At 70.1% G+C, this 15,540-nt stretch carries 16 protein-coding genes; 7 read left to right on the top strand and 9 right to left on the bottom strand.

The window, feature by feature from the left end:
* Nucleotides 1–319 precede the first annotated feature (319 nt).
* The gene (locus ACLZOT_RS32020; protein ID WP_416972604.1) at nucleotides 320–532 is read left to right on the top strand and encodes a hypothetical protein; all 213 of its coding nucleotides are present in this window, start codon (nucleotides 320–322) and stop codon (nucleotides 530–532) included.
* A gap of 290 nt (nucleotides 533–822) precedes the next feature.
* Nucleotides 823–1,797, top strand: coding sequence for a hypothetical protein (locus ACLZOT_RS32015; RefSeq protein WP_416972603.1), 975 nt, complete (start codon nucleotides 823–825; stop codon nucleotides 1,795–1,797).
* On the opposite strand, the gene hemC is transcribed toward ACLZOT_RS32015, so the two are convergent.
* Nucleotides 1,790–2,725 (bottom strand): hydroxymethylbilane synthase, encoded by a 936-nt coding sequence (hemC, locus tag ACLZOT_RS32010; protein ID WP_416972642.1) that lies wholly within the window; start codon nucleotides 2,723–2,725, stop codon nucleotides 1,790–1,792. The two genes, ACLZOT_RS32015 and hemC, sit on opposite strands and share 8 nt — an antisense overlap.
* 140 nt (nucleotides 2,726–2,865) lie before the next feature.
* Between hemC and ACLZOT_RS32005 the strand changes: the two genes are divergently transcribed.
* The gene (locus tag ACLZOT_RS32005) at nucleotides 2,866–3,657 is read left to right on the top strand and encodes a protein kinase (RefSeq protein ID WP_416972602.1); all 792 of its coding nucleotides are present in this window, start codon (nucleotides 2,866–2,868) and stop codon (nucleotides 3,655–3,657) included.
* A gap of 26 nt (nucleotides 3,658–3,683) precedes the next feature.
* Here ACLZOT_RS32005 and ACLZOT_RS32000 read toward each other — a convergent pair whose 3' ends face one another.
* Nucleotides 3,684–4,064 carry a VOC family protein gene (locus ACLZOT_RS32000; RefSeq protein ID WP_416972601.1) on the bottom strand — a complete coding sequence of 127 codons (381 nt, stop codon included), beginning with the start codon at nucleotides 4,062–4,064 and terminating at the stop codon, nucleotides 3,684–3,686.
* Nucleotides 4,065–4,153: 89 nt separating this feature from the next.
* Complete coding sequence (locus ACLZOT_RS31995) at nucleotides 4,154–5,311, bottom strand: acyl-CoA dehydrogenase family protein (protein WP_416972600.1); 1,158 nt, start codon at nucleotides 5,309–5,311, stop codon at nucleotides 4,154–4,156.
* Nucleotides 5,312–5,486: 175 nt separating this feature from the next.
* Here ACLZOT_RS31995 and ACLZOT_RS31990 point away from each other — a divergent pair, with 175 nt between their 5' ends.
* On the top strand, nucleotides 5,487–6,830 hold the full coding sequence (locus ACLZOT_RS31990; protein WP_416972599.1) for a UDP-glucose dehydrogenase family protein: 1,344 nt from the start codon (nucleotides 5,487–5,489) through the stop codon (nucleotides 6,828–6,830).
* A gap of 135 nt (nucleotides 6,831–6,965) precedes the next feature.
* On the opposite strand, the gene ACLZOT_RS31985 is transcribed toward ACLZOT_RS31990, so the two are convergent.
* On the bottom strand, nucleotides 6,966–7,463 hold the full coding sequence (locus ACLZOT_RS31985) for a CGNR zinc finger domain-containing protein (RefSeq protein ID WP_416972598.1): 498 nt from the start codon (nucleotides 7,461–7,463) through the stop codon (nucleotides 6,966–6,968).
* A gap of 172 nt (nucleotides 7,464–7,635) precedes the next feature.
* On the opposite strand from ACLZOT_RS31985, the gene ACLZOT_RS31980 reads away from it, so the two are divergent.
* Nucleotides 7,636–7,995, top strand: a complete 360-nt coding sequence (locus tag ACLZOT_RS31980; protein WP_416972597.1) for a VOC family protein — start codon at nucleotides 7,636–7,638, stop codon at nucleotides 7,993–7,995.
* Between the two features lie 33 nt (nucleotides 7,996–8,028).
* Here the strand turns inward: ACLZOT_RS31980 and ACLZOT_RS31975 are convergent, their stop codons facing one another.
* The 3 genes from ACLZOT_RS31975 to purE all read right to left on the bottom strand — a co-directional run bounded on the left by ACLZOT_RS31975 (nucleotide 8,029) and on the right by purE (nucleotide 11,004).
* The gene (locus tag ACLZOT_RS31975) at nucleotides 8,029–9,138 is read right to left on the bottom strand and encodes a dipeptidase (RefSeq protein WP_416972596.1); all 1,110 of its coding nucleotides are present in this window, start codon (nucleotides 9,136–9,138) and stop codon (nucleotides 8,029–8,031) included.
* A gap of 151 nt (nucleotides 9,139–9,289) precedes the next feature.
* Nucleotides 9,290–10,483 carry a dipeptidase gene (locus ACLZOT_RS31970; RefSeq protein WP_416972595.1) on the bottom strand — a complete coding sequence of 398 codons (1,194 nt, stop codon included), beginning with the start codon at nucleotides 10,481–10,483 and terminating at the stop codon, nucleotides 9,290–9,292.
* A complete protein-coding gene (gene purE / locus ACLZOT_RS31965) occupies nucleotides 10,480–11,004 on the bottom strand; it encodes a 5-(carboxyamino)imidazole ribonucleotide mutase (RefSeq protein ID WP_416972594.1) in 525 nt (174 codons plus the stop codon). The genes ACLZOT_RS31970 and purE overlap by 4 nt, the downstream gene beginning before the upstream one ends.
* Nucleotides 11,005–11,105: 101 nt before the next feature.
* On the opposite strand from purE, the gene ACLZOT_RS31960 reads away from it, so the two are divergent.
* Nucleotides 11,106–12,329 carry an RNA-guided endonuclease InsQ/TnpB family protein gene (locus ACLZOT_RS31960; protein WP_416972593.1) on the top strand — a complete coding sequence of 408 codons (1,224 nt, stop codon included), beginning with the start codon at nucleotides 11,106–11,108 and terminating at the stop codon, nucleotides 12,327–12,329.
* Here the strand turns inward: ACLZOT_RS31960 and ACLZOT_RS31955 are convergent.
* Nucleotides 12,319–13,458 carry a 5-(carboxyamino)imidazole ribonucleotide synthase gene (locus tag ACLZOT_RS31955; RefSeq protein WP_416972592.1) on the bottom strand — a complete coding sequence of 380 codons (1,140 nt, stop codon included), beginning with the start codon at nucleotides 13,456–13,458 and terminating at the stop codon, nucleotides 12,319–12,321. The genes ACLZOT_RS31960 and ACLZOT_RS31955 overlap by 11 nt on opposite strands.
* A gap of 197 nt (nucleotides 13,459–13,655) precedes the next feature.
* Between ACLZOT_RS31955 and ACLZOT_RS31950 the strand changes: the two genes are divergently transcribed.
* Nucleotides 13,656–14,171 carry a GtrA family protein gene (locus ACLZOT_RS31950; protein ID WP_416972591.1) on the top strand — a complete coding sequence of 172 codons (516 nt, stop codon included), beginning with the start codon at nucleotides 13,656–13,658 and terminating at the stop codon, nucleotides 14,169–14,171.
* A 6-nt stretch (nucleotides 14,172–14,177) separates the two neighbouring features.
* Here the strand turns inward: ACLZOT_RS31950 and ACLZOT_RS31945 are convergent, their stop codons facing one another.
* Entirely contained in the window at nucleotides 14,178–15,452 is a 1,275-nt protein-coding gene (locus ACLZOT_RS31945) for an ATP-binding protein (protein WP_416972590.1), read from the bottom strand.
* Between the last annotated feature and the right edge of the window lie 88 nt (nucleotides 15,453–15,540).

Genomic DNA, 15,540 nt, shown 5'->3' with positions numbered 1-15,540 from the left:
TGACGGTTTGCTGGCCTGCCCGAGGAACCCCCGCGACGCGCGAGCGTCCGGGGGCCTGGCCATCAACCACCAGGAGGTTGACGACAGTGCCCCACGGTACGAGCGGGAGCGGACGCCGCAGAAGACTTGTCCGGGTGGTACCGGCCGCGTACTCGACCTACGCGCCCACCGGTCACGTCTGCGCCGCCTGCAAGCAGCCCATCAGCGCCGGAAAAAAGGTTCTCCGACTCGCCACCGACCACAGTACGAACGGGCAGAGGACCCCCGACTACCGGCATCGCACCTGCTTCTATCCGAAGCGCCCCGCCAAGGGGGCTCGGTGAGGCGTCTCAACGCCCGGGTGAGCGCACTCGGAACACCTCAGTTCGTCAAGATCCTGGACGGCACGGAGGAGCCCGAAACCACGAACTGGCGGACGGAGTACGGCGGCAGCCGCGACGAGGCCACGGGAAAGGTCGAACTCCCCACGCCCGCCTTCACTCCCTGCCCCTTCGAGAACTGCCCCGACTGCGAGCGAGAGCGGGACGAGTAGTGGTCACCCCCGAGCACATCGGAAAGACGGTCACGGACGGGCGACGTACGGGCGTCCTCATGGATGTGGTCAAGGACTGGGAGAACCCTGCCAAGCCTCTCCCGTACAGGCTTCCGGAATCCAGGGCGTTCGTCCGGCCCCTGGGCGGCGGCATCGAATGGGACACGGCCCCGTCAGACCTGGAGCTCGCGAGCCGCTCCTGAAGAGCACCACCGGTCCCGGACGGTCACGACACCCCGCACCCCGGCCAGGACCGTTCATGCCGCGACGACTCGAAACGAGGGACGACCTTGAGCGCCACTTCCGAGCACCGCGCACGCACGACCACCAGGGCCACAAGCCCCCTCCGCAGCCGACCGGCGATCCGGCGACTGCTGGAACAGCGGACGCTCACCCCCGCCGACCTGTCCATGGTGCTGCTGGTCACCGAGGGACCCGCCACCCGGCGCATGCCCACGGTAACCCTCGCCGAAATCCCGGCGATCGTCCGCGAGGTGACACAACTCGGCATCCCGTCGGTGAAGTTGTTCGCCGAGTCGTCCGAGCGGGACACCACGGGGGAGGTCTCGCTGTCCCCGGACTCCCTGATGGCGCGTGCCGTGCGCGAGTGCAAGAACGCGGCACCCGACCTCGCGGTCATGACAGAGACGTGCCTGTGCTCGTACACCGCCGACGGCCTCTGCTACTTGACCGACAGCGCCGGAAAGCCGGACCTCACCGGCACCATCGAGGTCACCTCCCGGCAGGCCGTCGCCCACGCGGAGGCCGGTGCCGACGTCGTGGGCCCCGCATCCATGGTGCTCGGCACAGTCGCGGGCGCTCGGAAGGCACTGGACCGGTCGGGCCACGACGGAGTGTCCGTCATGCCGCACGTCATCTTCTGGTCGAGCCTGTACGACGGCTTCCGGCTCACGATGGGCGCCACCCCGAAGGCCGGAACCGACCGGGAGTTCCAGATCAACCCGGGAAAGGCCGACCAGTTCGTGGACACGGCGTTACGGATGGAGGCAGCGGGTGCCGACATGATTCTCCTGGAGCCCGCTCAGTTCACCGCGGATGTGCTCACCACCCTCCGGGAAGCCACCCGAGCACCCCTGTTCCCGTTCTCGGTATCGGGCGAGTACACGTCGCTGACCCGCGTGGACCCCAGGTCGGGCCGAAGGGACGTACGGCTGCTGGTCGAACTGTTCACCATGCTCAAGCGGGCCGGAGCGAGCGGCAGTGTCACGTACGCGGCACTCGACATCGCCCGGCAGCTCACCTGACGGCGCGCACCGCGTCGAGGATCGAACGCGCGCCCAGACCGACGAGCCTCACCGCCAGGGCGGCACCGAGTTTCTCCGGCTCGGCCGCTGGTCCGGTCAGCGTGTCCGAGATCTGGGACGTCCCGTCCAACGAGCTGACCTGGCCGAACAGCCTGAGCTGCCCACCCGGCAAGGTCTCGCCGTACGCACCCACCGGGACACTGCACCCACCGTGCAGTTCACCCAACAGGGCCCGTTCCGCGCGGACTTCCGCGTCCACGGCGACGTCACCGACCGTGGAGAGGATCCCGCGCAACGGTGCCGACGCGTCGTCCGTCCGCACCTGGATGCCCAGCGCACCTTGTCCCGGGCTCGGCGGGAACAGGTCGAGCGGGAGCAGTTCGCCGATGGCGTCGTCCAGACCGAGTCGACGCAGTCCCGCCGCTGCCAGGACGACCGCGTCGAGGCCGTGCGTCTCGATCTTCTTCAGCCGGGGCGGGACGTTCCCCCGGATCGGGACGAGCTCCAGGTCCGGGCGTACGGCAAGGAGTTGGGCGACCCGTCGCGGAGCGCCTGTGCCGACCCGTGCACCTTTCCGGAGCCCGCTGAGTGTCGACCCGCACAGTGCGTCGCGTACGTCCTCCCGTCCCGGTGGAGGCAACAGCGTGAGACCGTGCGGGTTCGCGGTGGGAAGGTCCTTCAGGGAATGGACGACCACATCCACATCGCCGCGCGCCAACGCCGCTTCCTGCGCGCTGCTGAACGCCGACCCGCCGCTCACCTCGGACACCTGGGACAACGACGACCTGCGGTCCTTGTCACCGCCCTCCAGAATCACCCGGTGCGTGAACGTCGTCATCGGGAACCGCTCGCGTAGTGGCCGCAGGTACTCCCTGACCTGGACCTTGGCGAGGTTGCTCGCGCGTGAACCGACGAGGTACTGGACCACGGTCACCAACTCTCCGAGCCTGACGGGGCGTCATCAGGCTATGCGGCGGGAGAGCGTGCTGTTGCAGACAGCCGGTCGGCTAACCGTGATCGAGGCTCCCCGGCCCGGCAACCGAGGAACTGAGAGAAATCGAAAGGCATATGGACACCCCCCTCCCCGAATCCGCGATCCACCCCCTCATCCACCACCACACAGGCCCGATCACCACGATCCGCCGCACCACCCACGGCAACACCTCCGACCTGACCGCCGTCATCGACTGCGCGAACGGCCCCTTCTTCGTCAAGGCCGTCCGCGACCGCCCCGGCGGTCGACGCGACTCCCTCCTCAGGGAACGGCAGGTCGCCCCCACCCTGCTCGACCTCTCCCCACCCCTGCTCTGGGACGTGGAGGGGGACGGCTGGCTGGTCCTGGGGTACGAAGCCGTCGAGGCCCGCCACGCCGACCTCACCCCGGGCTCGCCGGACCTCCCCCTGGTCGTCGACACGGTCGCGAGGATCGGCCGCGTACCCCTCCCCGCGTACGCCCACTCCTGGACCGAGACCCGATGGGACCGCTTCACCCCGGACGCCGCCCTGCTCCGGGGCGACGCGCTCCTCCACACGGACATCAACCCGCACAACCTCCTCGTGGCAGGCCCCCGCGTGTGGGCCGTCGACTGGGCGTGGCCGACGAGGGGTGCGGCGTTCATCGACCCCGCGCTCCTAGTCGTCCAGCTCATCGCGGCCGGCCACACCCCGGCGAGCGCGGAGGGGTGGGCGTCCCGGATTCCCACGTGGCGTACAGCCGACCGGCACGCGGTCACCGTCTTCGCGGCAGCCACCCTCCGCATGCACGAAGCGTTCGCCGCCCGGAAGCCGGACGAGGAGTGGCTGAAGGCGATGGTCGAGGCGTGCCGGTCGTGGACCGCCTACGGAGAGGCCACCGCGTAGGCCCAGCCTTCGGTGACAACTACGGCCTAGGCGATCCGGCACAGGCAGAACGGATGCCCCGCCGGGTCCAGGAACACCCGGAAGTCCTCTTCGTCCGCCCTCCGCACGACCCTCGCGCCCAGCTCCAGCACCCGCCGTTCCGCCTCGTCGACCTCCGCCCACGTCTCCCCCGCGTCGACGTCCACATGGAACTGCTGCTGGTCGTGGGGTTCGGAGGGCCACACCGGGGGGACGTGGTCCGGCGCGAGCTGGAAGGCGAGACGGGGGCCGCCAGGGACGTGCAGGACGACCCAGTCGTCCGCCTCCGCGTCCGGTTTCCCGCCGAGCAGGGCCGCGTAGAACTCCGCGAGCGCCAGCGGCTCCGGGCAGTCCACGACGACAGAGCGGAAACGTCCGACAGCGGACATGGTGAACCTCCTGAACCCGACGACGCTCCGACAGGCGGAACGGGTGCCCCGCGGGGTCCAGGAGTACACGCCGTACGGCGACAACCCCGCTACGGCAGGTTCCTCGCCATCACGATCCGCTGGACTTGATTCGTGCCCTCATAAATCTGCGTGATCTTCGCGTCCCGCATCATCCGCTCGACCGGGTAGTCACGGGTGTAGCCGTACCCCCCGAGGAGCTGGACGGCGTCGGTGGTGACCTCCATCGCGATGTCCGAGGCGAAGCACTTGGCGGCGGCGCCCAGGTAGGTGAGGTCCGCGTCGAGGCGTTCCGAGGCGGCGGCGGCCTGGTACGTGAGGGCTCGGGCCGCGGAGATCTTCATGGACATGTCGGCCAGCATGAACTGGATGCCCTGGAAGTCGGCGACGGCCTTGCCGAACTGCTTGCGTTCCTTGACGTAGTTCTTGGCGTAGTCGAAGGCGCCCTGGGCGACACCGAGGGCCTGGGCGGCGATGGTGATGCGGGTGTGGTCGAGGGTCTTCATGGCCGTGGCGAAGCCGGTGCCCTCGGCGCCGATCATGCGGTCGGCGGGGATGCGGACGTTGTCGAAGTAGACCTCGCGGGTCGGGGAGCCCTTGATGCCGAGCTTCTTCTCGGGGGCGCCGAAGGAGACGCCCTCGTCGGACTTCTCGACGACGAACGCGGAGATCCCCTTGGAGCGCTTCTCCGGGTCGGTGACCGCCATGACCGTGTAGTAGTCGGAGACGCCCGCGTTGGTGATCCAGCGCTTGACGCCGTTGAGGATCCAGTGGTCGCCGTCGCGGACCGCGCGGGTCTTCATGCCGGCCGCGTCGGAGCCGGCCTCGGGCTCGGAGAGGCAGTACGAGAACATCGCGTCGCCCTTGGCCAGGGGGCCGAGGTAGCGCTTCTTGAGGTCCTCGGAGCCGGAGAGGATGACCGGGAGCGAGCCGAGCTTGTTGACGGCCGGGATCAGGGAGGAGGAGACGCAGGCGCGGGCGACCTCCTCGATGACGATGACCGTGGCCAGGGCGTCGGCGCCGCCACCGCCGTACTCCTCCGGGACGTGCACCGCGTGCAGGTCGTTCGCGACCAGGGCGTCCAGGGCCTCCTGGGGGAAGCGGGCCTCCTCGTCGACCGCCGCCGCGTACGGGGCGATCTTGGCCTCGGACAGGGCGCGGACCGCGTCGCGGAGCATGTCGTGCTCCTCGGACGGGCGGTAGAGGTCGAAATCAGCCGATCCGGCCAAGGTCACTCACTCCAGACGACGCTAATTACCGTTAAGTAACTCAAAGTTTAGGGGGCCGCCCACGGGACGGATACGTGAGCTAGGCGACAGGGGGGAATCTGCCCGGTGAGGGCGGTGCGTACGCCCCGACTATGCTCAGGCAGCGCATGTCCGGACGTAACTCTGTGGAGCCCTCATGAGCCTCAAGATCACCGTGATCGGCACCGGCTACCTCGGCGCGACGCACGCGGCGGCCATGGCCGAGCTGGGGTTCGAGGTGCTCGGTCTCGACGTCGTCCCCGAGAAGATCGAGCTGCTCCAGCGGGGCGAGGTCCCGATGTACGAGCCCGGTCTCGAAGAGCTGCTGCGGGCGCATGTCGCGGGCATCGAGGGGTCGTCGGGGCGGCTGCGGTTCACGATGGACTTCGCCGAGGCCGCGGCCTTCGGGGACGTCCACTTCGTGTGCGTCAACACACCCCAGCGGCACGGTGAGTACGCCGCGGACATGTCGTACGTCGAGTCCGCGGTCGCCTCTCTCGCGCCGCATCTGGACCGGCCGACGCTGGTCGTCGGGAAGTCGACGGTGCCCGTCGGGTCCGCGGACCGGCTCGCCGCCTACCTCGCCGCCCACGCGCCCGCCGGGGCCGGTGCCGAGCTCGCCTGGAACCCCGAGTTCCTCCGGGAGGGGTTCGCCGTGCAGGACACGCTGCGGCCCGACCGGCTCGTCGTCGGCGTGCGCAGCGAGCGGGCCGAGCGGCTGCTGCGGGAGGTGTACGCGGCGCCGGTCGCCGCCGGGACGCCGTTCGTCGTCACCGACTTCCCCACCGCCGAGCTGGTCAAGACCGCCGCGAACTCGTTCCTCGCGACCAAGATCTCGTTCATCAACGCCATGGCGGAGGTGTGCGAGGCCGCGGGCGGGGACGTCGTGCAGTTGGCCGAGGCGATCGGGTACGACGACCGGATCGGGCACAAGTTCCTGCGCGCCGGGATCGGGTTCGGGGGCGGGTGCCTGCCGAAGGACATCCGCGCCTTCATGGCCCGCGCGGGCGAGCTGGGCGCCGACCAGGCGCTGACCTTCCTGCGCGAGATCGACTCCATCAACATGCGGCGGCGGGGGCAGATGGTGGAGATGACCCGGGAGGCGCTGGGCGGCGGCGCGTTCCTCGGCAAGCGGGTGGCTGTCCTGGGCGCGGCCTTCAAGCCCGACTCGGACGACGTCCGCGACTCCCCCGCGCTGAACGTCGCCGGCCAGATCCACCTCCAGGGCGCCCAGGTCACGGTCTACGACCCCAAGGGCATGGCCAATGCCCGCCGCCTCTTCCCGACACTGGGGTACGCGGAGTCGGCGCTCGACGCCGTCCGGGGGGCCGATGTCGTCCTGCACCTCACGGAGTGGCGTGAGTTCCGCGAGCTGGACCCGGCGGCGCTGGGCGAGGTCGCGCGGGAGCGGGTGATCCTGGACGGCCGCAACGCGCTGGATCCGGGGGTGTGGCGGAAGGCGGGGTGGGTCTACCGGGGGATGGGGCGTCCTACGGCTTGAGGGTGATGCGGGTCGGCGGGTGGCTGAGGTAGGGGTGTGCCGCTCACCCGCAGCCGTGGTGTCCTGGCACGCGCTCCCGGAACTGCGGGACGTGGTCCGGTGTGCGTGTTCAGGCCGTCGCCGGGTGGTGTGCCGTCACGTGTCCTTCGCCCGGTAGCGGCGCATCTTCGCGCGCGCCCCGCACACCTGCATCGAGCACCAGCGGCTGCGCGCGGCGGGGCTGCGGTCGTAGTAGGCCCAGTGGCAGGTGGGGGACTCGCAGGCTTTGAGGCGGGGCCAGGTGGCGGTGAAGAGGGCTTCGGTGATGGCGGCGGCCACGCGGGAGAGGAGCGGGGCGGGGTCGGCGGGTTCGAGGTGGAGCGTGCCGTCCGGGGTCGTCCTGAGGAGGAGGGGGGCTGCCGCGAGGAGGTCGCTCAGGGGGGTCACGTCGCGGTGCGGGGGGTGGCCCGCGTGGGCCAGGAGGACGGCCCGGAGGGATTCGCGGAGTTCGCGGGCCGCTTCCACGTCCGTCACGCCCAGGGACTGCCGGGTCTCGGGGCGGTCCAGGGCGTCCTGGCCGGTCTCGATGTCCAGCGTGTTGACGAGGGTCTCGATCAGCGCGAGGGAGCCGGGGGCGGGGGATCTGTCAGGCATGGCCGGTGCCCTGGCCCTTCACTGCGTACGGCGCCTGCGCGCGACTCTCACTCATGGCTGAACGCTAACCGTCTCCGGCGATCCCCCTTGCGACGTTACTCCTTGTACGGCAGCATCAGGTAACGCCGTTACCGGCAAGAGGCTCGTACAGGTAACCATCCAGGAGGAACCCATGCCCACCGCGACCCTCGGCACCGTCGTCCTCGACTGTCCCGACCCTCGCGCCCTCGCCGCCTTCTACGCCGGCCTCCTCGGCGGCACGGCCGACGGCGACGACGAGTGGATCACCCTCACGCCGGCCACGGGCGCGGCCCTCGCGTTCCAGCGGGCCCCCGGCCACGTCGCCCCCGCGTGGCCGTCCGGCGACCGCTCCCAGCAGTTCCACCTCGATCTGACCGTCCCGGACCTGGACTCGGCGGAGAGGGAGGCGCTGGCGCTGGGGGCGAAGGTGCTGGACGCGGAGGACCGGGAGCGGGGGTTCCGGGTGTACGCGGATCCGGCCGGGCATCCGTTCTGCCTGTGCCGGGACTGAGGGGGGACTCGGGTATTACCCCGTCCGCGGGTATTACGCCCCGTCCAGCTCCCCCCGCGTCACCGTCGACGCCTCCCGGCGTTCCTGGGCCGCGCGGGCGAGGAAGTCGGCTCCTCTGAGGGCGCGTTGGAGGTTGTCCCAGGTGAGGAGGGTGATGTCGGAGTCGGGCCAGCCCCGGCGGAGGAGTTCGGTGATGAGGTGGGGGTACGCGGAGGGGTCGGGGAGGTCCTCGGGGTGGGCGGCCGGTGAGTCGTAGACGCCGGAGAGGGCGACCGAGGCGGGGCCGGCGACGGCGCGGATGTGGTCGAGGTGGTCGGCGACGTCCTTGAGGCCGGGGCCGGTCTGGTCGGCGGTGAGGGGGACCATGCAGACGCCCTTGGCCCGGCCGAGCGCGGCGAGCTGTTCGTCGGAGAGGTTGTCGGGGTGGGGGCGCAGGGCGCGGGCGGCGGAGCGGGTGCACAGGACCGGCGCCTTGGACAGCGTCAGCGTGCGGGCGATCGTCGCGTCGGAGGCGCCGGAGAGGTCGGCGATGACCCCGAGCCGGTTCATCTCGCGCACGACCTCCTCCCCGAACCGGCTGAGCCCCGCCTCGCTGGCCCAGCTCGTCCCGGCGAGGGTGAGGACGCGCAGCCCGAGGGTGTGCAGGACGCGCAGCACGGCGAGGGAGTCGTCGAGGGCGGGTGCGCCGGCGGGGCCGAGGAGGACGGCGACGCGTCCGCAGTTGCGCGCGTCGATGATCTGCCCGGCGGTGCGGGCGGGGCGCAGGCCCTCGGGGTGGGCGGCGACGACCGTACGGACGAGGTCGATCTGCTCCAGGGTGACGGCGACGGCCCGCTCGGCGCCCTCGGGCAGGTGCAGGGCCCAGAACACGGCGCCGACCTGGCCCTCCCGCAGCCGGGGGATGTCGGTGTCGACGGCGCTCTCGCCGAGTTCGAGGTCGTACCAGGGGAGCCCCCGCAGCACCCACGGCAGGCTCCCGTACCCGTCGGCGACGGGGTGGTCCGTGAGGATCTCCCGGGCCCGTTCGAGGGGGTCGCAGGCGTACGGGACCTGCGGCGCCGGATCCTCGTCGAACGGGGGTTCCTCCAGCGGCAGTCCGCCGACCTCGGTGGTGGGGTGCAGTTCGTTCTGGAGGTCTGCCATGAGGGGGCTCCGTACGTCGTGATCGGCGTCGTGATCAGCAGTACGGCAACGTTCGCACGGGGCAGGGGAGGTCACCCGGTGGACGGGGCGTTCGGGGGTACGCGACCTGTTTCGGCTCCCTCTCGCGATGTACCCCCGTCCCCCTCAGGTCCTACTCCCCGCCCCCGTCCAGTTCCTCGATCCGTGCGGAGGACGGCCCGCGTAGCTCTCGGGTATCACGCGCCACGTCCTCCGCCGCCCCCAGCACCCGTACCGCGTTCCGCCAGGTCAGCTTCGCGAGGTCGGTGCGGGACCAGCCGCGGTCGAGGAGTTCCGTGAGGAGGTTGGGGTAGCCGGAGACGTCGCGCAGGCCCTCGGGGGTGAAGGCCGTGCCGTCGTAGTCGCCGCCGATGCCGAGGTGGTCGACGCCGGCGGCCTCGCGCATGTGGTCGAGGTGGTCGGCGACCGTGGAGACCGTCGCGACGGGGCGCGGGTGCGTCTCCTCGAAGGCGCGGTGGACGGCCATCGCCTCGGGGGTGGTGGCGAGGTGGTGGAAGCCGTGCGCGCGCATGTTGTCGTCGGCGGCGGCCGTCCAGTCGACCGCCGCCTGGAGGACGAACTTCGGGACGAACGTCACCATCGCCATGCCGCCGTTCGCGGGGAGGCGTTCGAGGACGTCGTCCGGGATGTTGCGGGGGTGGTCGCAGACCGCGCGGGACGAGGAGTGCGAGAAGATCACCGGCGCGGACGAGGTGTCGAGCGCGTCCCGCATCGTCGTGGCGGCGACGTGGGAGAGGTCGACGAGCATGCCGAGCCGGTTCATCTCGCGCACGACCTCGCGGCCGAAGGCCGTCAGCCCGCCGACGTTCGGCACGTCCGTCGCGGAGTCGGCCCACGCGATGTTGTCGTTGTGGGTGAGCGTCATGTAGCGCACGCCCAGCGCGTACAACCCCCGCAGTGTTCCTAGGGAGTTGGCGATGGAGTGCCCGCCCTCGGCGCCCATCAGCGACGCGATACGGCCCTCCGCGCGCGCCGCCTCCATGTCGGCGGCGGTGAACGCGGCCCGCAGGGCGTCCGGGTGACGGTCGATCAACTGCCGTACGCAGTCGATCTGTTCGAGCGTCGCCGGCACCGCGTCCGGCAGGTCGGAGCGGACGTACACGGACCAGTACTGCGCCCCGACCCCGCCCTCGCGCAGGCGCGGCAGGTCGGTGTGCAGGTGGGCGTCCTGGCGTACGGCGATGTCGCGTGCGGCGAGGTCGTAGTGGACCTGTTCGCGCAGCGCCCAGGGGAGGTCGTTGTGGCCGTCGACGACGGGGAACTCGGCGAGGAGTTCCCGCACCTGGTCCCGCGCGGCGGCGTTCACTTGCCGAACCCGAAGGACCCCTTGGCCCCCTCGACCTTGGCGCGCAGGCGCTTGCCCTTCTCCGTGGCCTGGTCGTTCAGGTCCTGCTGGAAGTCCTTCATGCGGCCGAGGAGTTCCTCGTCGTGCGCGGCGAGGATGCGCGCGGCGAGCAGGCCGGCGTTGCGGGCGCCGCCGACGGACACGGTCGCGACGGGCACGCCGGCCGGCATCTGCACGATCGACAGGAGGGAGTCCATGCCGTCCAGGTACTTGAGAGGGACGGGCACCCCGATGACCGGCAGGGGGGTGACGGAGGCCAGCATGCCCGGCAGGTGCGCCGCTCCCCCGGCCCCGGCGATGATCACCTTCAGGCCCCGGTCGGCGGCGCGCTCGCCGTACGCGATCATCTCGTGCGGCATGCGGTGCGCGGAGACGACGTCCACCTCGTAGGCGACCTCGAACTCGTCGAGCGCCTGGGCGGCGGCCTCCATGACGGGCCAGTCGGAGTCCGACCCCATGACGATGCCTACGACGGGGCTCATCTCATTCTCCTTGTGTACCTCCTCGGCCTCGGCCGAGTGGTGCGAGTACCAGACAGGCTTACATTGGACAGGCTAGCGTGTGAACCGTGGGAGCCAAGTGTGTGAAGCGGGCGTTCAAATACCGCTTCTACCCGACCGCGGAGCAGACAGCCGAGCTGTCGCGCACCTTCGGCTGCGTGCGCAAGGTCTACAACATGGCACTCGACGCACGGTCCCGGGCTTGGACACTGGAACACCGCCGGATTTCTTACGTCGAGACGTCGGCGATGCTCACGGAATGGAAGAAGACCGACGATCACGGTTTTCTGGCGGAGGTCTCGTCCGTTCCGCTGCAACAGACATTGCGACATCTCCAGAGCGCCTACACCGCGTTCTTCGACAGACGAGCCCGGTATCCCCGCTTCAAGTCGAAGAAGAGGTCGAAGGACTCCGCCGAGTACACACGTTCCGCATTCCGCTTTCGCGACGGGCACATCACTCTGGCCAAGATGCGGGATCCGCTGGCCATCGTGTGGTCCCGGCCTCTTCCCGCAGGAGCCGAACCGTCCACAGTCACGGCCTCCAGAGACAAGGCAGGCCGCTGGTTCGTCTCGCTGCTCGTCGAGACTGCTGTTGCTCCAGAACCGGCCACGGACAAGGCGGTGGGACTCGATGCCGGTCTCACCAGCCTGATCACGCTGTCGACCGGAGAGAAAATCACCAACCCCAAATTCGAGCGAAGAGACAGGGCGCGTCTCGGGAAAGCTCGGAAAGAACTCTCCCGCAAGGCTCCACACTCGAAGAACCGGGAGAAAGCGCGCGTCAAGGTAGCCCGCATCCATGCTCGGATCGTCGACCGGCGCCGGGACTTTCTCCACAAGGTGACCACTCGGCTCGTTCGTGAGAACCAAACGATCGTGATCGAGGATCTGACCGTCCGGAACATGCTCGGAAATCACAACCTCGCGCGGGCGATCTCCGATGCCTCGTGGGCGGAGCTGCGTTCCCAGTTCGAATACAAATGCGCTTGGTACGGGCGCGAGTTGGTCGTGGTCGACCGGTTCTTCCCGTCCAGCAAGACTTGCTCCGCCTGTGGTCTCATCCGTGACAAACTGCCGCTGAACGTCCGGCAGTGGACGTGCGAGGGATGCGGCACCCAGCACGACCGGGACCACAATGCCGCGAAGATCGTCCTGGCCGCCGGGCTGGCGGTGTCGGCCTGTGGAGCCGGTGTAAGACCCCAACGGAGTTCCTCCGGGCGGGCTGTCGGCAACGAAGCAGGAAGCGTCATGGCGCGAGCCGTGACAGGCCCTTCCGTAAAGGGAAGGGCCGAGGTCAATCGGTGATCGTGCCTCTCAGGTATCCGGCTGCGTGACGGGCGCGCTCCAGCACGTCGTCCAGGTTGTCGCCGTAGGTGTTGACGTGGCCGACCTTGCGGCCGGGTTTGACGTCCTTGCCGTACATGTGGATCTTGAGCTGGGGGTCGCGGGCCATGCAGTGCAGGTACGCGGAGTACATGTCGGGGTAGTCGCCGCCGAGGACGTTGACCATCGCCGTCCACTTCGCGCGGGGGCGGGGGTCGCCGAGGGGGAGGTCGAGGACGGCACGGACGTGGTTGGCGAACTGGGAGGTGATCGCGCCGTCCTGGGTCCAGTGGCCGGAGTTGTGGGGGCGCATCGCGAGTTCGTTGACCAGGATGCGGCCGTCGCGGGTCTGGAAGAGCTCGACGGCGAGGTGGCCGACGACGCCGAGTTCCTTGGCGATCGTGAGGGCCATCTCCTCGGCCTTGAGGGCGAGGGTCTCGTCGAGGTCGGGGGCCGGGGCGATGACCGTGTCGCAGACGCCGTTCACCTGCTGCGACTCGACGACCGGGTAGGCGACGGCCTGGCCGTGCGGGGAGCGGACGACGTTGGCGGCCAGCTCACGGACGTAGTCGACCTTCTCCTCGGCGAGGACGGGGACGCCCGCGCGGAAGGGGTCCGCCGCCTCCTCGGGGCCGTCCACGACCCAGACGCCCTTGCCGTCGTACCCGCCGCGCACGGTCTTGAGGACGACGGGGAAGCCGGCGCCCTCGGCCGCGAACGCGACGACGTCCGCCGGGTCGGTCACGAGCCGGTGCCGGGGGCAGGGGACGCCGATCTCGGTCAGCTTGGCGCGCATCACCCCCTTGTCCTGGGCGTGCACGAGCGCGTCGGGGCCGGGGCGGACGGGGATGCCGTCGGCCTCCAGGGCGCGGAGGTGGTCCGTGGGCACGTGTTCGTGATCGAAGGTGATCACGTCGCAGCCCTTCGCGAACGCGCGCAGCGTGCCGAGGTCGCGGTAGTCACCGATGACCACGTCGCTCACGACCTGCGCCGCCGAGTCCTGGGGGGTGTCACTGAGGAGCTTGAACCTGATGCCCAGCGGGATGCCCGCCTCGTGCGTCATGCGCGCGAGCTGGCCACCGCCGATCATGCCGACTACCGGGAACGTCACGCCCCTAGGGTATCGGCCGTGCCGGGCGGGCGGTCCCGGGCTCCTCTTACTGCGGGTTTCCCTCGCTCATACCCCGGGTTTCCCCACTGCTTCCCGAGCTGTTTCCAACCCGTGAGGCGGACCACAGGAAACCTCCATCGGGGGTGGTTAGCATGGCTGGGTTGACGAAACCAACCCGGACGGGGGCTTGTACGAGCATGGAACACGGTTCCACGGGGCATGCTTCCGGATTGCGCCGGATCGTCCGTGAGGTGGCGAAGTTCGGTGCGGTGGGGGGTGCCGGGCTGCTGGTCAACCTCGCCGTCTTCAACCTCGTACGGCATGTCACCGACCTCCAGGTGGTCCGGGCGAGCGTCATCGCGACGGTGGTGTCCATCGTCTTCAACTACATCGGGTTCCGGTACTTCACCTACCGTGACCGCGACAAGAGCGGGCGCACCAAGGAGCTGACGCTCTTCCTCTTCTTCTCGGTCATCGGAATGGTCATCGAGAACGGCGTCCTCTACGTCGCGACGTACTCGTTCCACTGGGACAGCCCGCTCCAGAGCAACATCTTCAAGTTCGTCGGCATCGGCATCGCCACCCTCTTCCGCTTCTGGTCCTACCGCACCTGGGTCTTCAAGACCCTCCCGGCGAAGGAGGCGGTGGCCAGCGCGGAGGCGTTCCTGGAGCAGAGCCCCGCGCGGGAGCCCCGGGTGAGCGGGCGGGCGTAGCGCTCCTCAGCGGACCGTCGGCTCCTCCGCGTCCGTCGGCTTCTTCAGGGGGGCCGTGCGGGAGAGGAACAGGGCGAAGACCGGGGGCTGGGTCTGGAGCATCTCCAGGCGGCCGCCGTCGGCTTCCGCGAGGTCGCGGGCGACCGCGAGGCCGATGCCGGTGGAGTTGCGGCCGCTGATCGCGCGCTCGAAGATGCGGGCGCCCAGGTCGCCGGGGACCCCGGGGCCCTCGTCCGTGACCTCGATGACCGACTGGTTGCCGGTGACGCGGGTGCGCAGGGCGACCGTGCCGCCGCCGTGCATGAGGGAGTTCTCGATCAGCGCGGCCAGCACCTGGGCGACGGCGCCCGGTGTGCCGACGGCCTGGAGGTGGCGCTTGCCGGAGCTGACGATCGCCCGGCCCGCCGAGCGGTACGCGGGGCGCCACTCGGCCAGCTGCTGCTGGATGACCTCGTCGAGGTCGAAGGAGACGGCGTTGCCGGTGCGGGGGTCCCGGGAGTTGGTGAGGAGGCGCTCGACGACGTCCGTCAGGCGTTCCACCTGCGTGAGCGCGACGTTCGCCTCCTCCTTCACCGTCTCCAGGTCGTCGGTGAGGGTGATCTCCTCAAGGCGCATCGACAGGGCCGTGAGCGGCGTACGGAGCTGGTGGGAGGCGTCGGCGGCGAGGCGGCGCTCCGCCGTCAGCATGCGGCCGATGCGCTCCGCCGAGGAGTCGAGGACGTCGGCGACACGGTCCAGCTCGGGGACGCCGTAGCGCTTGTGGCGGGGGCGGGGGTCGCCGGAGCCGAGGCGTTCGGCGGTCTCCGCGAGGTCGGTGAGGGGCGACGCCAGCTTGTTGGCCTGGCGTACGGCGAGCAGGACGGCCGCGATGACCGCGAGCAGCGCGACGAGGCCGATGATCAGCAGGGTCCGGCCGACCTCGCGGGTCACCGCCGACTTGGGCTCCTCGACGCGGACGGTCTCGCCGCCCTCGCCGGGCTCCTCCGCGTGGATGACCTCGCCCTCGGGCTTCTCCCCGATCTCGATCGGCGCCCGGCCGGGGATGCGGATCACGGCGTACCGGTCCTGCGTCACCTGGTCGCGCAGTATCTCGGCGTTCACGTCCTCCGACCCGAGCAGCCGGCTGTCGACGATCCCGACGAGCCGTACGGCCTCGGAGTCGACGCGCTCCTGGGCGGCGTTGCTGATGGTCCGGCTCTCGACGATGACGAGGGAGACCCCGAAGACGGCGATGACGACGAGGACGACGGCAAGGGTGGACTGGATGAGACGACGACGCACTGCTTCTCTCCGTACGACTAAAGAAAGCCGTAGTCCTCGGGTAGGGGGCGGGGCAGCCCCGCGATACACCCCTACCTGAGGACTACGG

The organism is Streptomyces sp. 4F14 (genome assembly GCF_048159485.1).
Lineage (GTDB): Bacteria > Actinomycetota > Actinomycetes > Streptomycetales > Streptomycetaceae > Streptomyces.
The sequence above is the reverse complement of the archived record's forward strand: the minus strand, read 5'-3'. Positions and strand labels throughout refer to the sequence as shown.

Coding starts and splice junctions, on each gene's coding strand:
- ACLZOT_RS32005 (WP_416972602.1), top strand. CDS start 2,866: ATGGACACCCCCCTCCCCGAATCCGCGATCCACCCCCTCATCCACCAC.
- ACLZOT_RS32000 (WP_416972601.1), bottom strand. CDS start 4,064: ATGTCCGCTGTCGGACGTTTCCGCTCTGTCGTCGTGGACTGCCCGGAG.
- ACLZOT_RS31990 (WP_416972599.1), top strand. CDS start 5,487: ATGAGCCTCAAGATCACCGTGATCGGCACCGGCTACCTCGGCGCGACG.
- ACLZOT_RS31985 (WP_416972598.1), bottom strand. CDS start 7,463: ATGCCTGACAGATCCCCCGCCCCCGGCTCCCTCGCGCTGATCGAGACC.
- ACLZOT_RS31980 (WP_416972597.1), top strand. CDS start 7,636: ATGCCCACCGCGACCCTCGGCACCGTCGTCCTCGACTGTCCCGACCCT.
- ACLZOT_RS31975 (WP_416972596.1), bottom strand. CDS start 9,138: ATGGCAGACCTCCAGAACGAACTGCACCCCACCACCGAGGTCGGCGGA.
- purE (WP_416972594.1), bottom strand. CDS start 11,004: ATGAGCCCCGTCGTAGGCATCGTCATGGGGTCGGACTCCGACTGGCCC.
- ACLZOT_RS31950 (WP_416972591.1), top strand. CDS start 13,656: ATGGAACACGGTTCCACGGGGCATGCTTCCGGATTGCGCCGGATCGTC.